The sequence below is a fragment of the Azohydromonas australica DSM 1124 genome (assembly GCF_000430725.1).
Taxonomy (GTDB): Bacteria; Pseudomonadota; Gammaproteobacteria; order Burkholderiales; family Burkholderiaceae_C; genus Azohydromonas; species Azohydromonas australica.
The window spans coordinates 130176-149972 of sequence record NZ_AUMO01000038.1; the positions used below are offsets into that span (position 1 = coordinate 130176).

Genomic DNA, 19797 nt, shown 5'->3' on the forward strand with positions numbered 1-19797 from the left:
GGCCATGCGGACTGCGCGAGTCGCCATCGTCGGCGGTGGCCTCAGCGGCCTGTATGCCGCCTTCCTGCTGGAGCAGCGGGGCGTCCAGGACTACGTGCTGATCGAGGCCCGCGAGCGCTTCAATGGCCGCATCGCGTCCTTGTCGGCCGGCGGCGCCGCCACACCCGGCAACCTCGACCGCTTCGACCTGGGGCCCACCTGGTACTGGCCCGAGCTGCAGCCCGGGTTCGATCAGCTCGTTCGGGAGCTCGGCCTCCAGGTCTTCGAGCAGCACGAGGCGGGCGACATGGTGGTCGAGCGCTCACCGGGTGCACGTCCCATGCGCATGCGCGGCTATGCCTCCTCGCCGTCGGCCCTGCGCCTGGACGGCGGCATGGAGACGCTGACCGACGCCTTGCGCCGCAAGCTGGACCCCGCGCGCCTGGTCACCGGCCGGCACGTCCGGCGGTTGCGCTGCACCGGGCCACACGTCGAGCTGGAAGCCGAGGACGTGCACGGGATCGTCAGTTCCTGGCGGGTCGAGCACGTGCTGCTGGCCGCGCCGCCGCGCCTGTGCATGGCCACCATGGCGTTCGCGCCGGCGCTGCCGCAAGCCCTGTCCCGGCAGTGGCAGGACACAGCAACCTGGATGGCGCCGCATGCCAAGTACGTCGCCGTCTACGACACCCCGTTCTGGCGCGGGCAGGGCCTGTCGGGTGAGGCCCGCAGCATGGCCGGGCCGTTGGGCGAGATTCACGACGCCTCGATGCCGGGCGGCGCTGCCGCGCTTTTCGGCTTCCTCGGCGTGCCGGCCCAGGCCCGCATGAACATTCCCGAGGACGTGCTGCGCTCGCACTGCCGCGCGCAGCTCGCCCGCTTGTTCGGCCCGCAGGCCGCGACGCCCCGGGCCGACGCCCTCAAGGACTGGGCGCTGGACCCTTGCACGGCGACCGCCGCCGACGTGGACGGCGCCGCCCACCATGCCGCCGCCCCGGACGCTGCTGTGGCCAGCGGCCCCTGGGCCGGCCGCCTGACCGGCATCGCCAGCGAGTGGTCGCCCTCGTTTCCGGGCTACCTCGCCGGTGCCGTGGAAGCTGCGCAGCTCGGCGTGGTGGCGCTGCTGGGTACCGGTTCGGTCATCTCCGGAGAACAGTCATGAAGAAGAGCTACAGGGCGATGCAGGAGAGCGAGCCGGGCCTGCTGGAGCTGGTCGAACGGGACACGCCGCAGCCCGGCGCGGGTGAGGTGCTGATCCAGGTCGAGGCCTGTGGCATCTGCGGCGCGGACGCCGGCGTCATCAAGCGGCGTGAGCCGCTGGCGGTGTTGCCCGGGCAACTGGTGGGCGGCGAGCACATGGTGCAAGGCAGCATCACCGGCACGCCCTTCGAGTCCGAGAAGACGCTGGACTTCAGCGTCCTGGCCGACGTCCGCCCGCTGATCGAAACCATGCCGCTGGAAAACGCGCTGGATGCGTACCGGCGGATGATGTCCGGCCAAGCCAGGTACCGGATGGTCCTGACCATGGGCCCGCAGGCCTGAACCAACCGCCCGCAGACGAGGCACCCAGCCCGGCCTGCGGCAGCACCACTGATCTCTTCCGCATGAACCGCAATCTCTGGACGCTGGTCGTCCTGCAGGGCCTGTTCCTCACGAACAACGTCACCTTCATCGCCATCAACGGGCTGGTGGGCCTGTCGCTCGCGCCCTACGCCTGGATGGCCACGCTGCCGGTCATGGCCTACGTGGTCGGCGGCGCGCTGTGCACCGGCCCGGTCGCCTGGACGCAGGCGCGCTTCGGCCGCAAGCTGAGCTTTCAGCTGGGGCTGCTGACGGCGCTCGGCTCCACGCTGCTGTGCGCGTATGCGGCCAGCACGCGCAACTTCTGGCTCATGTGCTTCGCCACGCTGGTGGCGGGCTACTACCAGGCCAACGGCCAGCTCTACCGCTTCACGGCCGCGGAGTTCGCGGCGCCGGCCGCGCGCGAGAAGGCGGTGTCGCTGGTGATGGCCGGCGGGCTGATGGGCGCCGTGCTGGGCCCGAACCTGGCGTCGCGCACGCGCGAGCTGGCTGCGCTGCCCTTCGTCGGCGCGTACCTCGCGCTGGCGCTCGTCGCCTGCCTGGCGCTGGCGCTGCTGGCCACCATCCGCTTTCCGGCGGTGGCGCCGCGCCAGGCCGGCGCTGATGCCGGTCGCCCGCTGGCCCAGGTCATGCGCCAACCGGTCTTCATCGTGGCCGCGGGTGCCAGCGCGCTGAGCTACGGCGTCATGAACCTGCTGATGTCGGCCACGCCGCTGGCCATGCAGCAGTGCGGCCTGCCGTTCTCCGACGCCGCCTTCGTGCTGGAGTGGCACGTCATCGGCATGTTCGCGCCGGGCTTTGTCACCGGGCACCTGATCCGCCGCTTCGGCGTGCTGAGCGTGATGGGCGCCGGCGTGGCGCTGTACGCGGCCTGCATCGCCATCGCGCTCTCCGGCGTCGAGCTGCACCACTTCTCGGTGGCGCTGTTCCTGCTGGGCGTGGGCTGGAACTTCCTGTTCACCGGCGGCACGACGCTGTCGCTGTCCGCCTACACGGCGCAGGAGAAGGACCGGGCCCAGGGCGCCATCAACTTCATCATGTTCGCCGTCATGGCGCTGAGCTCCTTCAGCTCGGGCGCGCTGGTCAGCGCGAGCCAGGGCTGGAGCTGGCTGAACCTGGGCTCCGTGGTGCCGGTGCTGCTGATGGGCGCGGGCCTGGGCTGGCTGGCACTGCACCGGCGCTCGGCGGCGGCTGCCGCCTGACGGGCCTGGGAGCCGGTCGTCCGGCTCAGGCGTGAGCCCGCCGCAGCGCTTCCACGAAGGTCGTGGACAGCCGGGACGGGCGCGGCGAGCGACGCAGAACGGCCACGAACTGCAGCTCGTACATGCACTCGGGATGCTCGACGCGCCGTATCAGGCCCTCGCGGACGAACGCTGCCGCGTAGTGGTCGGGCAGGAAGCCGATGTAGCAGCCCGACAGGATCAGCGTGAGGACGGCCTCCTGGTCGCTGACGGCCGCCTTCCGCCGCAGCCGGAAACGGTGCGTCGCATCCATGTTGGGCGAGTGGAAGGCCAGGCCCGCGTAGTCGTAATCCTGAAGCTCCTGCCAGCGGAGATCCTGGTGGCGCATGCCGAACAGCGGGTGCTGCCGGCCGCAGTAGAGGTACATCGTCTCGCCGAACAGCTCGATGTACTCCAGGCTCTCCGAGCGGCGGTGCTCCGGCACGATGCCCACCTGCAGCCGCCCGTCGATGACGCCGGACTCGATCTCGTTGAGGGTGCCGGCCCTCACGTCCAGCAGCGCCTCGGGCGCCGCACGCCGGAAATCCCGGATGGCCTCGCCGATGTGGGCCTGCGGGTTGGTGACGGTCTTGTCGAACAGGCCGATGGACAGCGTCCCCACCAGCTCGGCGTGCAGGTCCCGCACGTCGGTGCGGAACGCGTCCATGGCTTCCAGCAGGCGCAGGGCGCCGTCGTAGACGCGCTGCCCGTCGGCCGTCAGCGAGAAGCCGGCCCGGCCGCGGCGGCACAGCACCAGCCCCAGCCGCGCTTCCAGGTCCTTGAGATGGCGGCTGACCGTCGAGAGCCCGATGTTGAGCTCCAGCTCGGCGGCGCCCAGGCCGCCGCACTCGACGACCGCCTTGAAGATGCGCAGCAGCCGGATCTCCGTGTCGCTGACCTGTCCCAGCAATGCTTTCTTGACCATTCACTTTCACTGCAACGCAAGCGAGCTGCGAAAGAATGTAATTTATTGGAACTGATGCGCTTTCCAGAATGAGGCCCAGCAAAACACCAAGGCGGCCTCTGGGCCTCTTCACCATGGATCTCAGCGACCTGTCCCGATCCGCGCTGCTGCCCACGCAAGCGCAGCTCGATGCCCACTGGATGCCCTTCACCGGCAACCGCCAGTTCAAGAAGGACCCGCGCATCCTCGTGGAGGCCAAGGGCTGCCATTACCAAGACGCCCACGGCCGCCAGATCTTCGACGGCCTCTCAGGGCTGTGGACCTGTGGCCTGGGCCACGCCCGCAGCGAGATCGTCGAGGCCGTCTCGCGCCAGGTCGCCAAGCTGGACTACGCGCCGCCGTTCCAGTTCGGCCAGCCGCTGGCCTTCGAGCTGGCCGAGCGCATCACCTCGCTGATGCCAGTCGGGCTGGACCACGTCTTCTTCGTCGGCTCGGGCTCCGAGGCGGCCGACACCTCGCTGAAGATGGCGCGCGCCTACTGGCGGCTCAAGGGCCAGCCCTCCAAGACGCGCCTCATCGGCCGCGCCAAGGGCTACCACGGCGTGAACTTCGGCGGCATCAGCGTGGGCGGCATCGGGGGCAACCGCAAGCTCTTCGGCGAGGCGCTGCAGGCCGACCACCTGCCGCACACCCTGCTGGCGGGCAACGCCTTCAGCCGCGGCCTGCCCAAGAACGGCCGGGAGCTCGCTGACGAACTGCTGGAGCTGATCGCGCTGCACGACGCGTCCAACATCGCCGCTGTCATCGTGGAGCCGTTCTCGGGCTCGGCCGGCGTCATCGTGCCGCCCGAGGGCTACCTGCAGCGGCTGCGTGAGATCTGCACGCAGCACGGCATCCTGCTGATCTTCGACGAGGTGATCACGGGCTTCGGCCGCGCTGGCGCCTGGACGGGCGCGGAGGCCTTCGGCGTGACGCCGGACATCCTCAATTTCGCCAAGCAGGTGACCAACGGCGTCATCCCGATGGGCGGCGTGGTGGCCAAGGCCGAGATCTACCAAGCCTTCATGGACGCCGCGGGCGCCGACTACAACGTCGAGTTCCCGCACGGCTACACCTACTCGGCGCACCCGGTGGCTTGCGCCGCCGCGCTGGCCACGCTGGACGTGCTGCAGAAGGAAGACATGCCCGGCCACGTGCGGAACCTGGCGCCGTACTTCGAGTCGGCGGTGCACAGCCTGCGCGGCTCAAAGCACGTGCTGGACATCCGCAATTTCGGGCTCGCTGCCGGCCTGACCATCGCCGCCCTGCCGGGCGAGCCGGCACGCCGGCCCTTCGAGATCGGCATGCGCTGCTGGGAGAAAGGTTTCTACGTGCGCTTCGGCGGCGACACGATCCAGCTCGCGCCGCCCTTCATCACGAGCACCGCGCAGATCGACGCGCTGGTGGAGGCGCTTTCCGACGCCCTTGCGCAGCAGCCCTGAGCGCGCTCCTGCCCGATGCACCCGGGGCCGGCCACCTGAAGAGGATTCCCGCCCCGGCTGCCGTGGCGGGCGCCAGGCCGTTCAACCTCCTGGCTTTGCCTGGCCCAGCGTGCCCGCTGCTGCAACGCCGCAAGGGCCGTTCAATTCCTGCGACCGCAGGAATTCGTCGGTTCATGCCCTGGCTGCGGTGAAAGATTCCTGCGATCTCAGGAATCAAGGCGCGCCGATACCCCTGAGCCACGGATCGCTGCATGTCGTCGTGGGCGACATGCTGGCTCGCATGTAAAGCGGGGCGCTGCGGCCGTGCCAGCAAATGATGCTGGCCGGTCTTCCAATATTTACATCGCGCAGCGCGCCTGGCCTCAGCGGCCCAGCGAATAAAACTCGGCGTTGGGACGCATGTTGGTCACATTGGCCAGCCGATTGGACATGCCGAAGAAAGCCGAAATGCCGGCGATGTCCCAGATGTCTTCCTCGGTGAAGCCCTGGGCCTTGAGCGTGTCGAAATCGGATTCGCCTACCAGGTGGGCAGATTGCGAAACCTTCATCGCAAAATCCAGCATGGCCTTCTGGCGGTCGGTGATGTCGGCCTTGCGGTAATTCGTCGCAACCTGGTCCGCGATGAGCGGGTTCTTGGCCCGGATGCGCAGTATGGCCCCGTGCGCGATCACGCAATACTGGCATTGGTTGGCGCCACTCGTCGCCACCACGATCATTTCCCGCTCCGCCTTGGACAGGTTGCCGGGCTTGTCCATCAGCGCGTCGTGATAGGCGAAGAATGCGCGGAACTCATCGGGCCGGTGGGCGAGCGTCAGGAACACGTTGGGAATGAACCCGGATTTTTCCTGGACGGCCAGGATACGCGCCCGAATATCGTCCGGAATGTCCTTCAGCTCAGGAACGGGAAAACGGCTCACTGGGGCCTGGTTCGCTTGGGTCATGCCTCTCTCCTGCGTATGAAAAATAGGTTCTGTCGAGGTACTGCCGGTATTTTCGTCATCGATTGACGTCTACGACGATGCGGCCGCGCACTTTGCCCTCGAGCAGTTTGCTGGCCAGCGGAATGGCTTCGTCCAGGCCGACTTCCTGGCTGATGTTGCCGAGTTTCGCCATATCCAGATCGGTTTCCAGCCGCTGCCACGCCTGCAGCCGGTCGGCACGCGGACACATCACGCTGTCGATGCCGGCCAGGGTGACGCCGCGCAGGATGAACGGTGCGACGGTGGCCGGAAGATCCATGCCGGCCGCCAAGCCGCAGGCGGTCACCACGCCCCGGTACTTGGTCGTGGCGCAGACGTTGGCGAGCACGTGGCTGCCGGCGACGTCCACGGCGCCGGCCCAGCGTTCCTTGCCCAATGGTTTGCCGGGGGCGGAAAACTGCGAGCGCTCCAGCACTTCCGTGGCGCCCAGGTCTTTCAGGTATTCGCCATCCTGCGGGCGCCCGGTGAGGGCCACCACCGAGTACCCCAGTTTCGCCAGCACCGCCACGGCGACGCTGCCGACGCCACCCGCGGCGCCGGTGACCAGGATCTCTCCGTCGGCGGGCTTGACGCCGTGCCTTTCCAAGGCGAGCACGCACAGCATGGCGGTATAGCCGGCGGTTCCGATCGCCATCGCCTGCTGCGGCGTGAAGCCGGCGGGCAAAGGAATCAGCCAATCGCCGTTGAGCCGCGCCTTTTGCGCCAGTCCGCCCCAGTGGGTTTCTCCGACACCCCAGCCGTTCAATAAAACACGGTCCCCCGCCTTGTATTGCGCATGAGTGCTTTCCTCGACGGTGCCGACGAGGTCAATGCCGGGCACCATCGGGAATTTACGCACCACCGGCCCTTTGCCGGTAATGGCCAGGCCATCCTTGTAATTGAGCGTCGAGTGGCTGACGCGAACGGTCACGTCGCCGGTGGGCAACTGCGCCTCGTCGATGTCCTTGACGGCGGCGCGATAGCCCGCTTCGTCCTTCTCGATCAGGATTCCCTTGAACATGCAGTTCTCCTTTGGACTTTAGACCGATCGTCTGGTAAAGAACAAAAAATTCAGCTCGATGGCAAGCTGGCGAAGAAAAACCTGGCAAAGACGTCAAGCGGTGCAGCGCTCCGCTCCAGCTTGGCACGCAGCACGGCGCCCTCCCAGCCGATCCAGAAGAAAGCCGCGAGTTGTTTGGCGTCGGCTTCGCGGGCCAGTTCGCCCGCTTCCTGGGCCTCGACCAGGCAGGCGGAGAAACGGGACTGCCAATCCTCGAAGGTTTCCTTGAGCCGGGCGCGGAAGCTTTCAGGCAGTGCGCCCATTTCCTGCCCCAGGTTTCCAATCAGGCAACCGCGGCGGAATTCGAAACGTGCCATGCCCGCCTTCGCATCGTCAACGAAGGCATGCAAACGGTTCAAGGGAGAAAGTGCCGGGTTGCAAAGGTGCCTGTCCAGTTTCCGGGCGAAGAATTGGCCGTAGCGCTCAATCAGATTCAGGCCGAAATCTTCCTTGCTGCCGAAGTAGTGATAGAAAGAGCCTTTGGGAATTCCCACACGGGCCAGAATTTCCTCGATGCCGGTCGCGGAAAACCCCTTTTCGGTCAGCACCTCCAGCCCTGCGCGCAACAGCAGCTCGCGCGTGTCGGTCACGTCGTCGCGCTGCCGCGGCGGCCTGCCACGGCGTCGGGGAACTTGGACTTGGGCTTCCATGACTGGATATTAGACCGATCGTCTAGAAAAAGACAACAAGGCCGCATCAAGGGACGTCAGGCGGTTGTGCGGCTCGGCTCGAAGTGCTGCCGGTCCAGGGAACGGCCGGCCGCGCATCGCGCGGCTAATCGAGCGCGCGCTGCCTCGACTCGATGTCCACCAGCCGGATCGCCAGGGCCGCTGCCGCCAGGAAGGACGACAGCAGCACGAGGGCCAGCGTGAAGTGGCTCGCCATGACCGGTGCGACGATGGAGGGGGCGAACAGGCCGCCGAAGCGCGCCATCGCGCCGGCGGTGCCCATGCCGCTGGCCCGCAGGTCCGTCGGGTAGACCTCGGGCGTGAAGGCGTAAAGCGCTCCCCAGGTGCCCAGCAGCGAGAAGCTCATCAGCAGCGTGGAGCCGATGACGACGGCTGGCGACGGGTCCAGGCTGTAGAGCAGGCAGCCCACCGCGCTCAACAACAGGAAGCCGATCAGCGTGGGCTTGCGGCCCCAGCGCTCGACGCCGTAGGCCGAGAGCGCGAAGCCCGGCAGTTGCACGAGCGCCAGCAGGATCAGGAAGACCTGCCCGCGCATGAAGCCGAAGCCCTCGCCCGCCAGCTTCACGGGGAGGTAGACGAAGACGCCGTAGTACGCAATCGAGATCAGCATCCAGGCGGCCAGCAGGCAGAGGCTGCGGCGCCGGTAGCCGGGCGCGAAGAGCGCCAGCACCGAAGGGCGCTCACGCTGCTGGGGCTGCAGCGGGCCGATGTCCACGGCCACCCGGTTGGTTGCCGCCACGCGCTGAAGCACCGCGCGCGCCTGGGCCGAGCGCCCGGACCGGTTCAGGTAGTGCGGCGATTCCGGGATGAAGAAGCGGCAGACCACGCCCACCAGCGCCGGGATGCCGGTCACGAAGAAGATCAGCCGCCAGGCGTCGTCGCCCCGCGAAACGGCGGCCAGGGCCAGGAGAGCGAGCAGGATCGTGCCGACGGCCCAGAACGACTCCAGCATCACCAGCCAGCGGCCGCGGCGGTCCGCGGGCAGGAACTCGGCCATCATCGTGTAGTCCACGGGCAGGGTGCCGCCGACGCCGATGCCGGTGAGAAAGCGCAGCACCAGCAGCCATTGGAAGCTTGGCGCGAAGGCGGACGCGACACCGCAGGCCGCATCGACGGTCACCGCCATCATCAGCACGGGCCGGCGGCCGATCCGGTCCGCGAGGCGGCCGAACCCGAAGGCGCCAATGAGCATGCCGATGAAGAACAGCGTCCCGGTCTGCAGCGCCGTGGGCACGGCAAGGCCGAAGGTCGCGGCAATGGAGGGCGCGGTGAAGCCGATCGAGAGCACCTGCATCGCATCCGCGAGCCAGACCAGGCCGAAGATGGCGAAGAGCCGGTACTGGAACCGGCCCACGCCGGCCGCCCGGATGCCCTGTTCGACGGTGATGGCCGGCGCCGCGGGCATTGATCTCCCGTCTCTGGAAGGCTGCGGTCGGGCTAGAACGGGCCTCGTGCCATGGCCGTGCGAATCTTCTGGCGCACGTCCTCGGGCTGGCACGCCAGCCATTGACGGAAGGCCCGGTGCACGCGCCAGCGGATGTCGAGCAGGCCGACGAAAGCCGTGAGGAGCAGGAAATCTTGCATTTGCTGCGCCATGGGAGCCGAGGTCCGGCACACGAGGCAACCTGGGTGCCATGCCGGCGTGCTCGTTTCGTCCAGTGAAAACTCAGCCTGCGCAAGCCCTTCACCGGGGGGCCGGGAGTTGCGGAAGGGGTGCCTCAGGAGCCTGAAGCCGCCCGTATCTTTGCCGGCGCGGACTGAGGGGCTGCCTCCACGCCGGACCACGGCGGCGGGCGCCAGCTTCATCGGTTCAGCGTCAACCACTTCGAAGGATGAAGCATGACCAACGATGAGTGGGAGCAGCGCCTGGTGCTGGCGGCCACGTTGCAGGACCAGGGGCGGGACTGTCCGAGCTGCACGGGCACGGGGGGCTGGCCCGGGCTGGGTGGTGGCCGGGGACCGTGGGTCCCGTGCAAAGCCTGCGACGAGACCGGCCTCAAGGCGGGTATCGGAACGCCGCTCGACAGCGACGTTCCTTGACCACCATGCCGCGCCTCGCTCAGGCGCGGGCCAGGCGGGCGCCGCCGCGCGCCACGCGCGCATCCAGGCTCAGCGAGCCGGCGCCGAAGGCCGCGGCCAGGAACAGGCCGCCGGCGATGGCCAGGTTCTTCATGAACATGAGCTGCTGCACGTACGCCTGATCGGCCGGGGCGGACCAGTAGGCGTGGAACAGCACGCCCGCGGCCAGCGTGAAGACGCCCAGCGCCAGCGCCGCCCAGCGCGCCTTGAAGCCCACCGCCAGCGCCAGGCCGCCGCCCAGCTCCAGCAGCCCCGCGCCCAGCGCCAGCAGCAGGGGCAGCGGCAGCCCCGTGCTGGCGATGTAGTCGGCGGTGCCCTGCAGGCCGGTGAGCTTGGCGAAGCCCGAGGTGACGAAGATCAGCGCCAGCAGCACGCGGCCGGCGGGGACGAGGAACTTGTTCAGCGAAGCATCCATGGCGGTTCTCCTGGAAAACGGGTGAATGGGTGGATGAAGGCGCTGGTCAGCGCGCGAGGTCGAACACCAGCACTTCTGCGCCGCGGCCGTGGGTCAGCGCCAGCTGCGTCTCGCCGTCGAGCATCGCGGCGTCGCCGGCGCCCAGGCGCTGGCCGTTGACCTCGATCTCGCCGCGGGCGACGTGCACGTAGGCCAGGCGCTGCGGGTCCAGCGCCTTGGTGGCGCGCTCGTCGCCGTCGAACAGCCCGGCCTCGATCTGCGCATCGGCGTTCATCGACAGCGCGCCCTCGGTGCCGTGGCCGGAGACGACGGGCACCAGCCGGCCACGGCGCTGCGCCGGGTCGAAGTGCTTCTGCTCGTAGCCCGGCGCGATGCCGCGCTGCCGCGGGAGGATCCAGATCTGCAGGAAGTGGGTCGTCCGGTCCTCGGCGTGGTTGAACTCGCTGTGCAGCACGCCCGAGCCCGCGCTCATGCGCTGCACGTCGCCGGGGCGGATGACGCCGCTGGCGCCGCCCGCGCGGCCGTTGCCCATGCTGTCCTGGTGCGCCAGCTCGCCGTCGAGCACGTAGCTGACGATCTCCATGTCGCGGTGGCCGTGCGTGCCGAAGCCCTGGCCGGCGGCAACGCGGTCCTCGTTGATGACGCGCAGGTTGCCAAAGCCCATGTGCGCCGGGTCGTGGTAGTCGGCGAAGGAGAAGCTGTGGTGGCTGTCGAGCCAGCCGTGGTTGGCGTGGCCCCGGTCGGACGACTTGCGCAGCGTGATCATGGCGGATCCTTTCTTTCGATGGTTTCGAATCAGTTTTTGGATGCCGTTTCTCAGCGGCATGGCGTCATTGTGTTGACCCACGTCAAAGCGCGGTACGAGTGTTTTCGACGCTTATGATCGATGGCATCGAAAAAGGAACACCATGGGCAAGCTGACGCTGGAGAGCCTGGAACTGATCGACGCCATTGACCGCCGCGGCTCCTTCAGCGCCGCTGGGGAGGAACTGCACAAGGTGCCGTCCACCATCTCCTATACGGTGGCGAAGATCGAGGAGGACCTGAAGGTGTCGCTCTTCCGCCGCAACGGGCCGCGCATCGAGATCACCGAGGCGGGCCGCGAGCTGCTGCGCGAAGGCCGGCTGCTGCTGCAGGCGGCGGCCGACCTGGAGTGCCGGGTGCAGCGCGTGGCCTCGGGCTGGGAGAGCAGCCTGCAGCTGGCGCTGGATGGATTGATCCCCACGGAGGCGCTGGCGCCGGCCATCGCCGCCTTCCACGAGGCGGCCGACGCCACGCGGCTGCGCGTCGTGGAGGAGGCCATCACCGGCACTTGGGAGTCCCTGCTCGACGTGCGCAGCGACTTGGCACTGGCCGTGGGCCCTGGGCCGGCTGGCGGCGGCTACCTGGCGCGGGAGGTGGCGCAGGTCGAGTTCTGGTTCTGCGTGGCGCCGTTCCATCCCTTGGCCCGGGCGGCCGAGCCGCTGAGCGAGGCGCAGGTCCGCGCGCACCGGGCGGTCGCAGTGGCCGACTCGGCGCGGCGGCTGCCGGTGCGCAGCGCCGGTCTGCTCAGCGGCCAGCGCACGATCACCGTGCCGAACCTGCGCGCCAAGCTGCGGCTGCAGGCCGAGGGCGTCGGCGTGGGCTACCTGCCCGCGATGTGTGCCGAGGGGCTGCTCGATGCCGGCGTGCTGGTGCGCAAGCGCGTGGAGCGTGAACGCGAGCCGGAGAAACTCAGCGTCGCGTGGCGCGTGGGCGCGCAGGGCAAGGCGCTGGCATGGTGGATCGAACGGCTGACCGATTCGTCGGCGCTCGAAGGCCTCCTGGCAAGTGCCCGGCGCCTCTATGCGTCAGGGGCGTCCACGAGCAGCCGCTGAGGCTGTCGGCCTCTGGCAAGCCAAAAACAACATACCGGCTTTGCATGTCCTGTCAGATCAGGTCTTCTGCTGCGGGGTTTGCCCGATGTGAGGAGGGGAGAAGGAGAAAAAGGGCGTTGCAGAAGACGTCCGAGGTAAAAGTGGGCTAGGGAACCACGCGTATGTTGTTGTGGATGTTCAACGTGCGTGCCGATCGGTCCTGTTCCCTTTTGCGGCGCTGCCGTCCGCCACGGTGACTGCCGCGCCGGCCAGAACCTGGCTTCGGATCAGTCTTCCAACAGCCCCTGCGGCGGGTGAAAGGGCATCCCCAGGCTGCTGGCGACCTGGCGGCAAGTGAGCTTGCCGGCGGCGACGTTGAGGCCGTGGAGCAGGTGGACGTCCTCCCGCAGCGCCCGCTGCCAGCCCTTGTCCGCCAGGGCCATCACATAGGGCAGCGTGGCGTGGTTGAGCGCGTGTGCCGAAGTCAGCGGCACGGCGCCGGGCATGTTGGTCACGCAGTAGTGCACGACGCCCTCGACGACGTAGGTCGGGTCGGTATGCGTGGTGGGCCTGGAGGTCTCGAAGCAGCCGCCCTGGTCGATGGCCACGTCAACCACCACCGACCCGGGCTGCATGCCTGCCAGCAGCTCGCGCGACACCAGCCGCGGTGCCGCCGCGCCGGGCACCAGCACGGCGCCGATCACCACGTCCGCCGAGCGCACGTGGGCCTCCACGTTGTCGCGGTTGGAAAACACCGTCAGCACGCGGGCACCGAAGCGCTGCTCGATGCGGCGCAGCGCCTCCAGGCTGCGGTCGATCACCACCACCTGCGCCCCCGAGCCGACGGCCATGAGCGCGGCATTGCTGCCCACCACGCCGGCTCCCAGCACCACCAGCCGGGCGGCAGCCACGCCCGGCACGCCGCCCAGCAGCATGCCCCGGCCGCCCTGGGCGCGTTCCAGGCTGCGGGCAGCCGCCTGTACCGACATGCGCCCGGCCACCTCCGACATCGGCGCCAGCAGGGGCAGGCCGCCGCCCGGCGCCGTGACGGTCTCGTAGGCGATGCAGATGGCGCCGCTGGCCAGCAGTTCCTGGCACTGCTGCGGGTCTGCCGCCAGGTGCAGGTACGTGAAGAGCACCTGGCCCGGCTGCAGACGCGCCCGCTCCGGCGCCAGCGGCTCTTTGACCTTGACGATCATCTCCGCGCTTGCGAAGACCTCCTCGGCCGTCCCGATCCGCGCTCCCGCCTGCCCGTAGGCCGCGTCGCCGGCGCCGATGCCCGCGCCCGCGTCGTGCTCGACGAGAACCTGGTGGCCCGCGGCCACCAGCTCGCGCACCGACGACGGCGTGAGGCCGACGCGGTACTCGTGGTCCTTGATCTCCTTGGGTACGCCGATGAGCATGGTGGTCTCTCCCTTGGGCAAGCGATGGTTCGCACCGAGGCCGCAACGCGTCCTTGGTGGTTGCGCAAGCTCCTCGGAGCTTGTGGCAACCATCTTCCTTGTAGCCCAGGGGCCGAGTCCCTGATACTGCTGAGGGGTGGCAGCGGCACCGCCGTCCTGCGCGCGGTCAGCGGGGCGGGCTGAACGCCGCTCAGCCCGCCTCGGCCCGGTGCGGCCTGAGCGCCTGCAGGACGATCTCCGACAGCCCCGCGCCCTGTTCGAGCTGGATGTGCTCGAAGAGGCCGCGCCGCATGCGCGGCTCCCAGTAGCGCTGGATGTGGGCCGCGAGGTCGCGGCGAGCTTCGTCGGCATCGGGCCACGCGGCGAAGAACTCGCCGATGCTGTTGGCCATCTGGATCAGGCGTTCGGTGTTCATGCGGCAAGTCGCTCCAGGGTCAGTCGTTCGGTGGCGCTGTAGGCGACCCAGTCCAGGCCGCGCGCGAAGCCGATCAGGCACAGGCCGGCCGCCTGCGCCGTGTTCACGGCCAGCGCAGTGGGAGCGGAAATGGCGGCGAGCGCCCCCACGCCGGCCCGCACGGTCTTCTGGACCATCTCGTAGCTCGCGCGGCTGGTCACGGCAAAGAAGCCCTGCGTGGCGTCCGCCTGCTGGCGCGCCAGCGCGCCGATGAGCTTGTCCAGGGCGTTGTGGCGGCCCACGTCCTCGCGCAGCAGCAGGACTTCACCGTCCGTGCCGCACCAGGCCGCCGCGTGCGTCGCCCCGGTCACCGACTGCAGCAGCTGGCGCGAGCGCATGCCGTCCAGCGCCCGCGACAGCGCCGAGGCGCCCAGCATCACCGGCGCCACGCGCTGCTCGCAGCGCGGCAGCGCCTGCTCCAGGCTCTGCAGGCCGCACAGTCCGCAGCCGGTGCGGCCTGCCAGCGTGCGCCGCCGCTCCTTCAGCCGCGCCAGGCAGCGGCTGGCGATCTCGACGTGCAGCACGATGCCCCGTTCGACCTCCTCGACCTCGACGTCGCGCAGGTCCTCGGCCCGGTCGACCAAGCCCTCGCTGAGCGAGAAGCCGTACGCGAAGTCCTCCAGGTCCAGCGGCGTGGCCAGCATCACCGCATGCGAGAGGCCGTTGTACTGCAGCGCCACCGGCACCTCGTCGGCCACGTCGTCGCCGGTTTCGCTCGGCACGCCGCCCAGGCAGCGCAGGGTCTGCAGGCGCCGTGCGCCCGGACGGGCCGTCATCGGCAGGATCTCCATGGTCATTTCCCTTCCACGCCGGCCTCGGCGCCCTCGCGCCGGCGCTCCAGCATGTCGAGCTGGTGGCGATTGAACTGGGTGTAGCCGCGCTGCCACTCCGAAGGCTGGCTGACCTTGGTGACCTGCACCGCCGTCACCTTGTACTCGGGGCAGTTGGTGGCCCAGTCGGAGCTGTCGGTGGTGATCACGTTGGCGCCCGACTCCGGGAAATGGAAGGTGGTGTAGACCACGCCTGGCGCCATGCGCTCGCTCAGGCGGGCGCGCAGCACCGTCTCGCCGGCACGGCTGCCGATGCCGACCCAGTCGCCTTCGGCGATGCCGCGCTCCTCGGCGTCGTGCGGATGGATCTCCAGCCGGTCCTCGTCATGCCAGCGGTTGTTGGCCGTGCGCCGCGTCTGGGCGCCGACGTTGTACTGGCTGAGGATGCGCCCGGTGGTGAGCACCAGCGGGAAGCGCTTCGTGACCTTCTCGGGCGTGGCGACGTACTGGGTGACCATGAAGCGGCCCTTGCCCCGCACGAAGCCGTCGACGTGCATGGTGGGCGTGCCGGCCTCGTCGGTGTCCTCGTTGCACGGCCACTGCACGCTGCCCAGCCGCTCCAGCTTGGCGTAGCTCACGCCGCGGAAGCTGGGCGTGAGCAGCGCGATCTCGTCCATGACGTCCGAGGGATGCCGGTAGTGCATCGGGTAGCCCAGCGCCTCGGCCAGCTTGATCGTCACCTCCCAGTCGGCCAGGCCGCCCAGCGGCTTCATCACCTTGCGCACGCGCGAGATGCGCCGCTCGGCATTGGTGAAGGTGCCGTCCTTCTCCAGGAAGCTGGAGCCGGGCAGGAACACGTGCGCGTACTTGGCCGTCTCGTTCAGGAAGATGTCCTGCACCACCAGGCACTCCAGCCGCGACAGCGCCTCGGTCACGTGCTGTGTGTCGGGGTCGGACTGCACGATGTCCTCGCCCTGCACGTACAGCCCCTTGAAGCTGCCCTCCAGCGCGGCATCGAACATGTTCGGAATGCGCAGCCCCGGCTCGGCCGACAACGTCACGCCCCAGGCGGCCTCGAAGTCGGCGCGCACGCTGCCGTCGGACACGTGCCGGTAGCCCGGCAGCTCGTGCGGGAAGCTGCCCATGTCGCAGGAACCCTGCACGTTGTTCTGCCCGCGCAGCGGGTTCACGCCCACGCCGTCGCGGCCGATGTTGCCGGTGGCCATCGCCAAGTTGGCGATGCCCATCACCATGGTCGAGCCCTGCGCGTGCTCGGTGACGCCCAGCCCGTAGTAGATGGCCGCGTTGCCGCCGGTGGCGTACAGCCGTGCCGCGCCCCGCACCTCGCTTGCCGGCACGCCGGTGACGGCTTCCGTGGCTTCAGGCGAGTTGTCCGCCCACGCCACGAACTCGCGCCACTGCTGGAAGCTGCGCTCCTCGCAGCGCTCGGCGACGAAGCCTTCGTCGAGCAGGCCCTCGGTGACGATCACGTGCGCCAGCGCCGTGACCAGCGCGACGTTGGTGCCCGGGCGCAGCTGCAGGTGGTAATCAGCCGTGACGTGCGGCGAGGCCACGAGGTCGATGCGCCGCGGGTCCACCACGATGAGCCTGGCGCCCTGACGGATGCGCTTCTTCATGCGCGAGGCGAACACCGGGTGCGCGTCCGTCGGGTTGGCGCCGATCACCATGATCACGTCCGACTGTTCGACCGAGCGGAAGGTCTGCGTGCCGGCCGAGGTGCCGAAGGCCTGGCCCAGCCCGTAGCCGGTGGGCGAGTGGCAGACACGGGCGCAGGTATCGACGTTGTTGTTGCCGAAGGCCGCGCGGATGAGCTTCTGCACCAGGTACGTCTCTTCGTTGGTGCAGCGCGAGGAGGTGATGCCGCCCACCGCGTCGCGGCCGTGCGCGGCCTGGATGCGCTTGAAGCCCGCGGCCGCGTGTTGAATGGCCTCGTCCCAGCCCACCTCGCGCCACGGGTCGGTGATGCGCTCACGAACCATGGGCGTGGTGATGCGGTCCTTGTGCGTGGCATAGCCCCAGGCGAAGCGGCCCTTGACGCAGGAGTGGCCGTCATTGGCCTGGCCGTCCTTCCACGGCGTCATGCGCACCACCTGCTCGCCCTTCACCTCGGCCTTGAAGCCGCAGCCCACGCCGCAGTAGGCGCAGGTGGTGACGACGCTCTTGGTGGGCATGCCCAGCGCGACGACGCTCTTGTCCTGCAGCGTCCCGGTGGGGCAGGCCTGCACGCACGAGCCGCAGCTCACGCACTCGCTGTCCATGAAGGACTGGTCCTGCCCGGGCGAGACGCGGCTGTCGAAGCCGCGCCCGGAGATCGTCAGGGCGAAGGTCCCCTGCGTCTCCTCGCAGGCGCGCACGCAGCGGTTGCAGACGATGCACTTGCTCGGGTCGTAGCTGAAGTAAGGGTTGGACTCGTCCTTGCACGCGTCCAGGTGGTTCTTGCCCTCCAGCCCGTAGCGCACGTTGCGCAGCCCGACCGCGCCGGCCATGTCCTGCAGCTCGCAGTCGCCGTTGGCGGCGCAGGTGAGGCAGTCCAGCGGGTGGTCGGAGATGTAGAGCTCCATCACGTCGTGGCGCAGCTTGGAGAGCTTGTCGCTCTGCGTGCGAACCTTCATGCCGGCCTCGGCCGGCGTGGTGCACGAGGCCGGGAAGCCGCGCCGGCCGTCGATCTCCACCAGGCACAGCCGGCAGGAGCCGAAGGGCTCCAGGCTGTCGGTGGCGCACAGCTTGGGCACCGAAATGCCGGCCTCGATGGCTGCGCGCATCAGCGAGGTGCCGGCCGGCACGGTGACGGCCTGGCCGTCGATCTCCAGCGTGAGCTGCTGGTCCGCGGCACGCTTGGGCGTGCCGTAGTCGGTGTCGTCGTAAGGCATCGCTTGGCTCCCAGGATGTTCGGTCGCGTTCAGGCCGCCTGCTCGTCGTCGCCGAGCAGGCCGAAGTCTTGCGGGTAGTGGTTCAGGGCGGACAGCACGGGGTAGGGCGTCATGCCCCCCATGGCGCACAGGCTGCCGGCCAGCATGGTGTCGCACAGGTCGCGCAGCAGCCTTACCTGCTGCGGCCGGTTGTGGTTGAGCACGATACGGTCGATGACCTCCACGCCGCGGGTGGAGCCGATGCGGCAGGGCGTGCACTTGCCGCAGGACTCCAGCGCGCAGAACTCCATGGCGAAGCGTGCCATCTGCGCCATGTCCACCGTGTCGTCGTGCACCACCACGCCGCCGTGGCCCAGCACCAGGCCTTGCGCGGCGTAGGCGTCGTAGTCCAGCGGCAGGTCCCATTGCGCCTCCGGCACGTAGGCCCCCAGCGGGCCGCCGACCTGGATGGCCTTCACCGGCCGGCCACTGGCCGTGCCGCCGCCGATGTCGAACACCAGCTCGCGCAGCGTGAGCCCGAAAGGCAGCTCGAACAGCCCGCCGCGCTTGACGTTGCCCGCGAGCTGGAAGGGCAGCGTGCCGCGCGAGCGGCCGGCGCCGAAGTCGCGGTAGAAGGCTGCACCCTTCTCCATGATGGTGGGCACGGCGGCGAAGGTCAGCACGTTGTTGATGACCGTGGGCTGGCCGAACAGTCCCTGGACAGCGGGCAGCGGCGGTTTCGCGCGCACGATGCCGCGCTTGCCTTCCAGGCTTTCCAGCATCGCCGTCTCCTCGCCGCAGACGTAGGAGCCGCCGCCCACGCGCACCTCGATGTCGAAGGCCGGGCCGGTGCCCAGCAGCGCCGCGCCCAGCACGCCGGCCTGGCGCGCGGCACGCAGCGCCGACTCGAAGGCCGCAACGGCATGCGGGTACTCCGAGCGGATGTAGATGAAGCCCTTGCCGGCGCCCACCGCCAGGGCGGCGATGGCCATGCCTTCGATCAGCAGGTACGGGTCGCCCTCCATCAGCATGCGGTCGGCAAAGGTGCCCGAGTCGCCCTCGTCGGCGTTGCAGACGACGTACTTGCGATCGGCGGATGCCTGCGCCACGGTGCGCCACTTGATGCCGGCCGGGAAGGCCGCGCCGCCACGGCCGCGCAGGCCGGCGTCGAGCACCTGCTGCACGATCGTTTCCGGCGCCAGCGCCAGTGCCGCCCGCAAGCCGTTCCAGGCCACGGGCGCCAGCGGATCGTCCAGGCCGCAGCGCGCGAACGTCAGCCGCTGCTGGCCCTTGAACTGGGCGATGTCCTCCACCGCTCCCAGGCGCAGCGGGTGCGCGCCGCCTTGCAGCCACCCCGCCTCGAACAGCGAACGCACGTCCTGCACGCGCACCGGGCCGTAGGCGATGCGCCCCTGCGAGGTCTGAACTTCCACCAGCGGCTCCAGCCACAGCAGCCCGCGCGAGCCGTTGCGCACGATCCGCACGGGCGCCTGCGCGCCGTCGGCATGGGCCGCAATGGCGGCGGCGACGAGGTCGGCATCGGCGGCCAGCGCCGCGGCGTCCCGGGAGACGTAGACGGTGGTGGTGCTCATCGTGCGCCTCCCACGTCGTCGAGCAGGTCGTCCAGCCGCTGGGCCGTCATGCGCCCGTAGGGCTGGCCTTCCAGCATCACGGCCGGCGCCATGGCGCACAACCCCAGGCAGTACACCGCCTCGACGCCACACCCGCCCGCCGCGTTCGCATGGCGCAGCAGCTGCTCGCCCCCGACGCTGCGGCAGGCCTCGGCGCGGCACACCTGCAGCACCGGGCGTCTGGCGGGCTGGGTGCGGAAGTGGTGGTAGTAGGTCAGCACGCCGTGCACCTCGGCGCGCGACAGGTTCAGGCCCTGCGCGATCTGCGCCACGGCCTGCTCCGGCACATGGCCCAGTGCGTCCTGCACGCCGTGCAGCACCGGCATCAGCGGGCCGTCGAGATGACCTCGCTCGGAGATGACCCGACCGACGGCTTGCCGGTCGTAGGAATCGGTGTGGTTCATGCGATGTCCCCGTGTGGCCTGTGTTGCGGCGGACTATCCGAGGCGTGCTTGAACTTCGCCGTTGAC

Annotated in this window: 19 protein-coding genes and 1 pseudogene; 6 read left to right on the forward strand and 14 right to left on the reverse strand. The window is 69.3% G+C overall.

The window, feature by feature from the left end:
• The first annotated feature begins 4 nt into the window (after positions 1–4).
• From H537_RS0106395 to H537_RS0106405, 3 genes and pseudogenes are all read left to right on the forward strand, one after another.
• A complete protein-coding gene (locus tag H537_RS0106395; RefSeq protein ID WP_028997227.1) occupies positions 5–1138 on the forward strand; it encodes a flavin monoamine oxidase family protein in 1134 nt (377 codons plus the stop codon).
• 152 nt (positions 1139–1290) lie between these two features.
• Positions 1291–1518: pseudogene (locus H537_RS56700) on the forward strand (alcohol dehydrogenase); the annotation flags it as partial.
• A gap of 62 nt (positions 1519–1580) precedes the next feature.
• Positions 1581–2759 carry an MFS transporter gene (locus tag H537_RS0106405; protein WP_028997229.1) on the forward strand — a complete coding sequence of 393 codons (1179 nt, stop codon included), beginning with the start codon at positions 1581–1583 and terminating at the stop codon, positions 2757–2759.
• 25 nt (positions 2760–2784) lie between these two features.
• Here the strand turns inward: H537_RS0106405 and H537_RS0106410 are convergent, their stop codons facing one another.
• Positions 2785–3702 (reverse strand): LysR family transcriptional regulator, encoded by a 918-nt coding sequence (locus H537_RS0106410; protein ID WP_064735924.1) that lies wholly within the window; start codon positions 3700–3702, stop codon positions 2785–2787.
• A gap of 113 nt (positions 3703–3815) precedes the next feature.
• Between H537_RS0106410 and aptA the strand changes: the two genes are divergently transcribed.
• Positions 3816–5162: an omega-aminotransferase AptA gene (gene aptA / locus H537_RS0106415; RefSeq protein WP_051242045.1), complete on the forward strand. Its 1347-nt coding sequence runs from the start codon at positions 3816–3818 to the stop codon at positions 5160–5162.
• 362 nt (positions 5163–5524) lie between these two features.
• On the opposite strand, the gene H537_RS0106420 is transcribed toward aptA, so the two are convergent.
• The 5 genes from H537_RS0106420 to H537_RS52410 all read right to left on the reverse strand — a co-directional run bounded on the left by H537_RS0106420 (position 5525) and on the right by H537_RS52410 (position 9454).
• A complete protein-coding gene (locus H537_RS0106420) occupies positions 5525–6103 on the reverse strand; it encodes a peroxidase-related enzyme (protein WP_028997232.1) in 579 nt (192 codons plus the stop codon).
• Between the two features lie 55 nt (positions 6104–6158).
• Positions 6159–7142, reverse strand: a complete 984-nt coding sequence (gene acuI, locus H537_RS0106425; RefSeq protein WP_028997233.1) for an acrylyl-CoA reductase (NADPH) — start codon at positions 7140–7142, stop codon at positions 6159–6161.
• A 50-nt stretch (positions 7143–7192) separates the two neighbouring features.
• On the reverse strand, positions 7193–7831 hold the full coding sequence (gene acuR, locus H537_RS0106430) for an acrylate utilization transcriptional regulator AcuR (RefSeq protein WP_028997234.1): 639 nt from the start codon (positions 7829–7831) through the stop codon (positions 7193–7195).
• Positions 7832–7955: 124 nt separating this feature from the next.
• Complete coding sequence (locus tag H537_RS0106435) at positions 7956–9275, reverse strand: MFS transporter (protein ID WP_028997235.1); 1320 nt, start codon at positions 9273–9275, stop codon at positions 7956–7958.
• A gap of 32 nt (positions 9276–9307) precedes the next feature.
• Positions 9308–9454, reverse strand: a complete 147-nt coding sequence (locus H537_RS52410) for a hypothetical protein (protein WP_156901468.1) — start codon at positions 9452–9454, stop codon at positions 9308–9310.
• Positions 9455–9709: 255 nt separating this feature from the next.
• Between H537_RS52410 and H537_RS41580 the strand changes: the two genes are divergently transcribed.
• The gene (locus H537_RS41580; protein WP_043458308.1) at positions 9710–9910 is read left to right on the forward strand and encodes a hypothetical protein; all 201 of its coding nucleotides are present in this window, start codon (positions 9710–9712) and stop codon (positions 9908–9910) included.
• A 19-nt stretch (positions 9911–9929) separates the two neighbouring features.
• Here the strand turns inward: H537_RS41580 and H537_RS0106450 are convergent, their stop codons facing one another.
• Together H537_RS0106450 and H537_RS0106455 are read right to left on the reverse strand one after the other, a co-directional pair.
• Positions 9930–10364 (reverse strand): DoxX family protein, encoded by a 435-nt coding sequence (locus tag H537_RS0106450; protein WP_028997236.1) that lies wholly within the window; start codon positions 10362–10364, stop codon positions 9930–9932.
• Between the two features lie 46 nt (positions 10365–10410).
• Positions 10411–11130 (reverse strand): pirin family protein, encoded by a 720-nt coding sequence (locus H537_RS0106455; RefSeq protein WP_028997237.1) that lies wholly within the window; start codon positions 11128–11130, stop codon positions 10411–10413.
• Positions 11131–11272: 142 nt separating this feature from the next.
• Between H537_RS0106455 and H537_RS0106460 the strand changes: the two genes are divergently transcribed.
• Positions 11273–12220 (forward strand): LysR family transcriptional regulator, encoded by a 948-nt coding sequence (locus H537_RS0106460; RefSeq protein ID WP_028997238.1) that lies wholly within the window; start codon positions 11273–11275, stop codon positions 12218–12220.
• A gap of 266 nt (positions 12221–12486) precedes the next feature.
• Here the strand turns inward: H537_RS0106460 and ald are convergent, their stop codons facing one another.
• The 6 genes from ald to H537_RS0106490 all read right to left on the reverse strand — a co-directional run bounded on the left by ald (position 12487) and on the right by H537_RS0106490 (position 19731).
• A complete protein-coding gene (ald, locus tag H537_RS0106465) occupies positions 12487–13602 on the reverse strand; it encodes an alanine dehydrogenase (RefSeq protein ID WP_028997239.1) in 1116 nt (371 codons plus the stop codon).
• Positions 13603–13792: 190 nt separating this feature from the next.
• Positions 13793–14017, reverse strand: a complete 225-nt coding sequence (locus H537_RS0106470; RefSeq protein WP_028997240.1) for a formate dehydrogenase subunit delta — start codon at positions 14015–14017, stop codon at positions 13793–13795.
• Positions 14014–14853 (reverse strand): formate dehydrogenase accessory sulfurtransferase FdhD, encoded by an 840-nt coding sequence (gene fdhD, locus H537_RS0106475; RefSeq protein ID WP_028997241.1) that lies wholly within the window; start codon positions 14851–14853, stop codon positions 14014–14016. Before fdhD ends, H537_RS0106470 begins: the two co-directional genes overlap by 4 nt.
• Entirely contained in the window at positions 14850–17717 is a 2868-nt protein-coding gene (fdhF, locus tag H537_RS41585) for a formate dehydrogenase subunit alpha (RefSeq protein ID WP_043458309.1), read from the reverse strand. The genes fdhD and fdhF overlap by 4 nt, the downstream gene beginning before the upstream one ends.
• A gap of 29 nt (positions 17718–17746) precedes the next feature.
• Positions 17747–19288: a formate dehydrogenase beta subunit gene (locus tag H537_RS0106485; protein ID WP_028997242.1), complete on the reverse strand. Its 1542-nt coding sequence runs from the start codon at positions 19286–19288 to the stop codon at positions 17747–17749.
• The gene (locus H537_RS0106490) at positions 19285–19731 is read right to left on the reverse strand and encodes an NAD(P)H-dependent oxidoreductase subunit E (RefSeq protein WP_084150483.1); all 447 of its coding nucleotides are present in this window, start codon (positions 19729–19731) and stop codon (positions 19285–19287) included. The genes H537_RS0106485 and H537_RS0106490 overlap by 4 nt, the downstream gene beginning before the upstream one ends.
• Positions 19732–19797 lie beyond the last annotated feature (66 nt).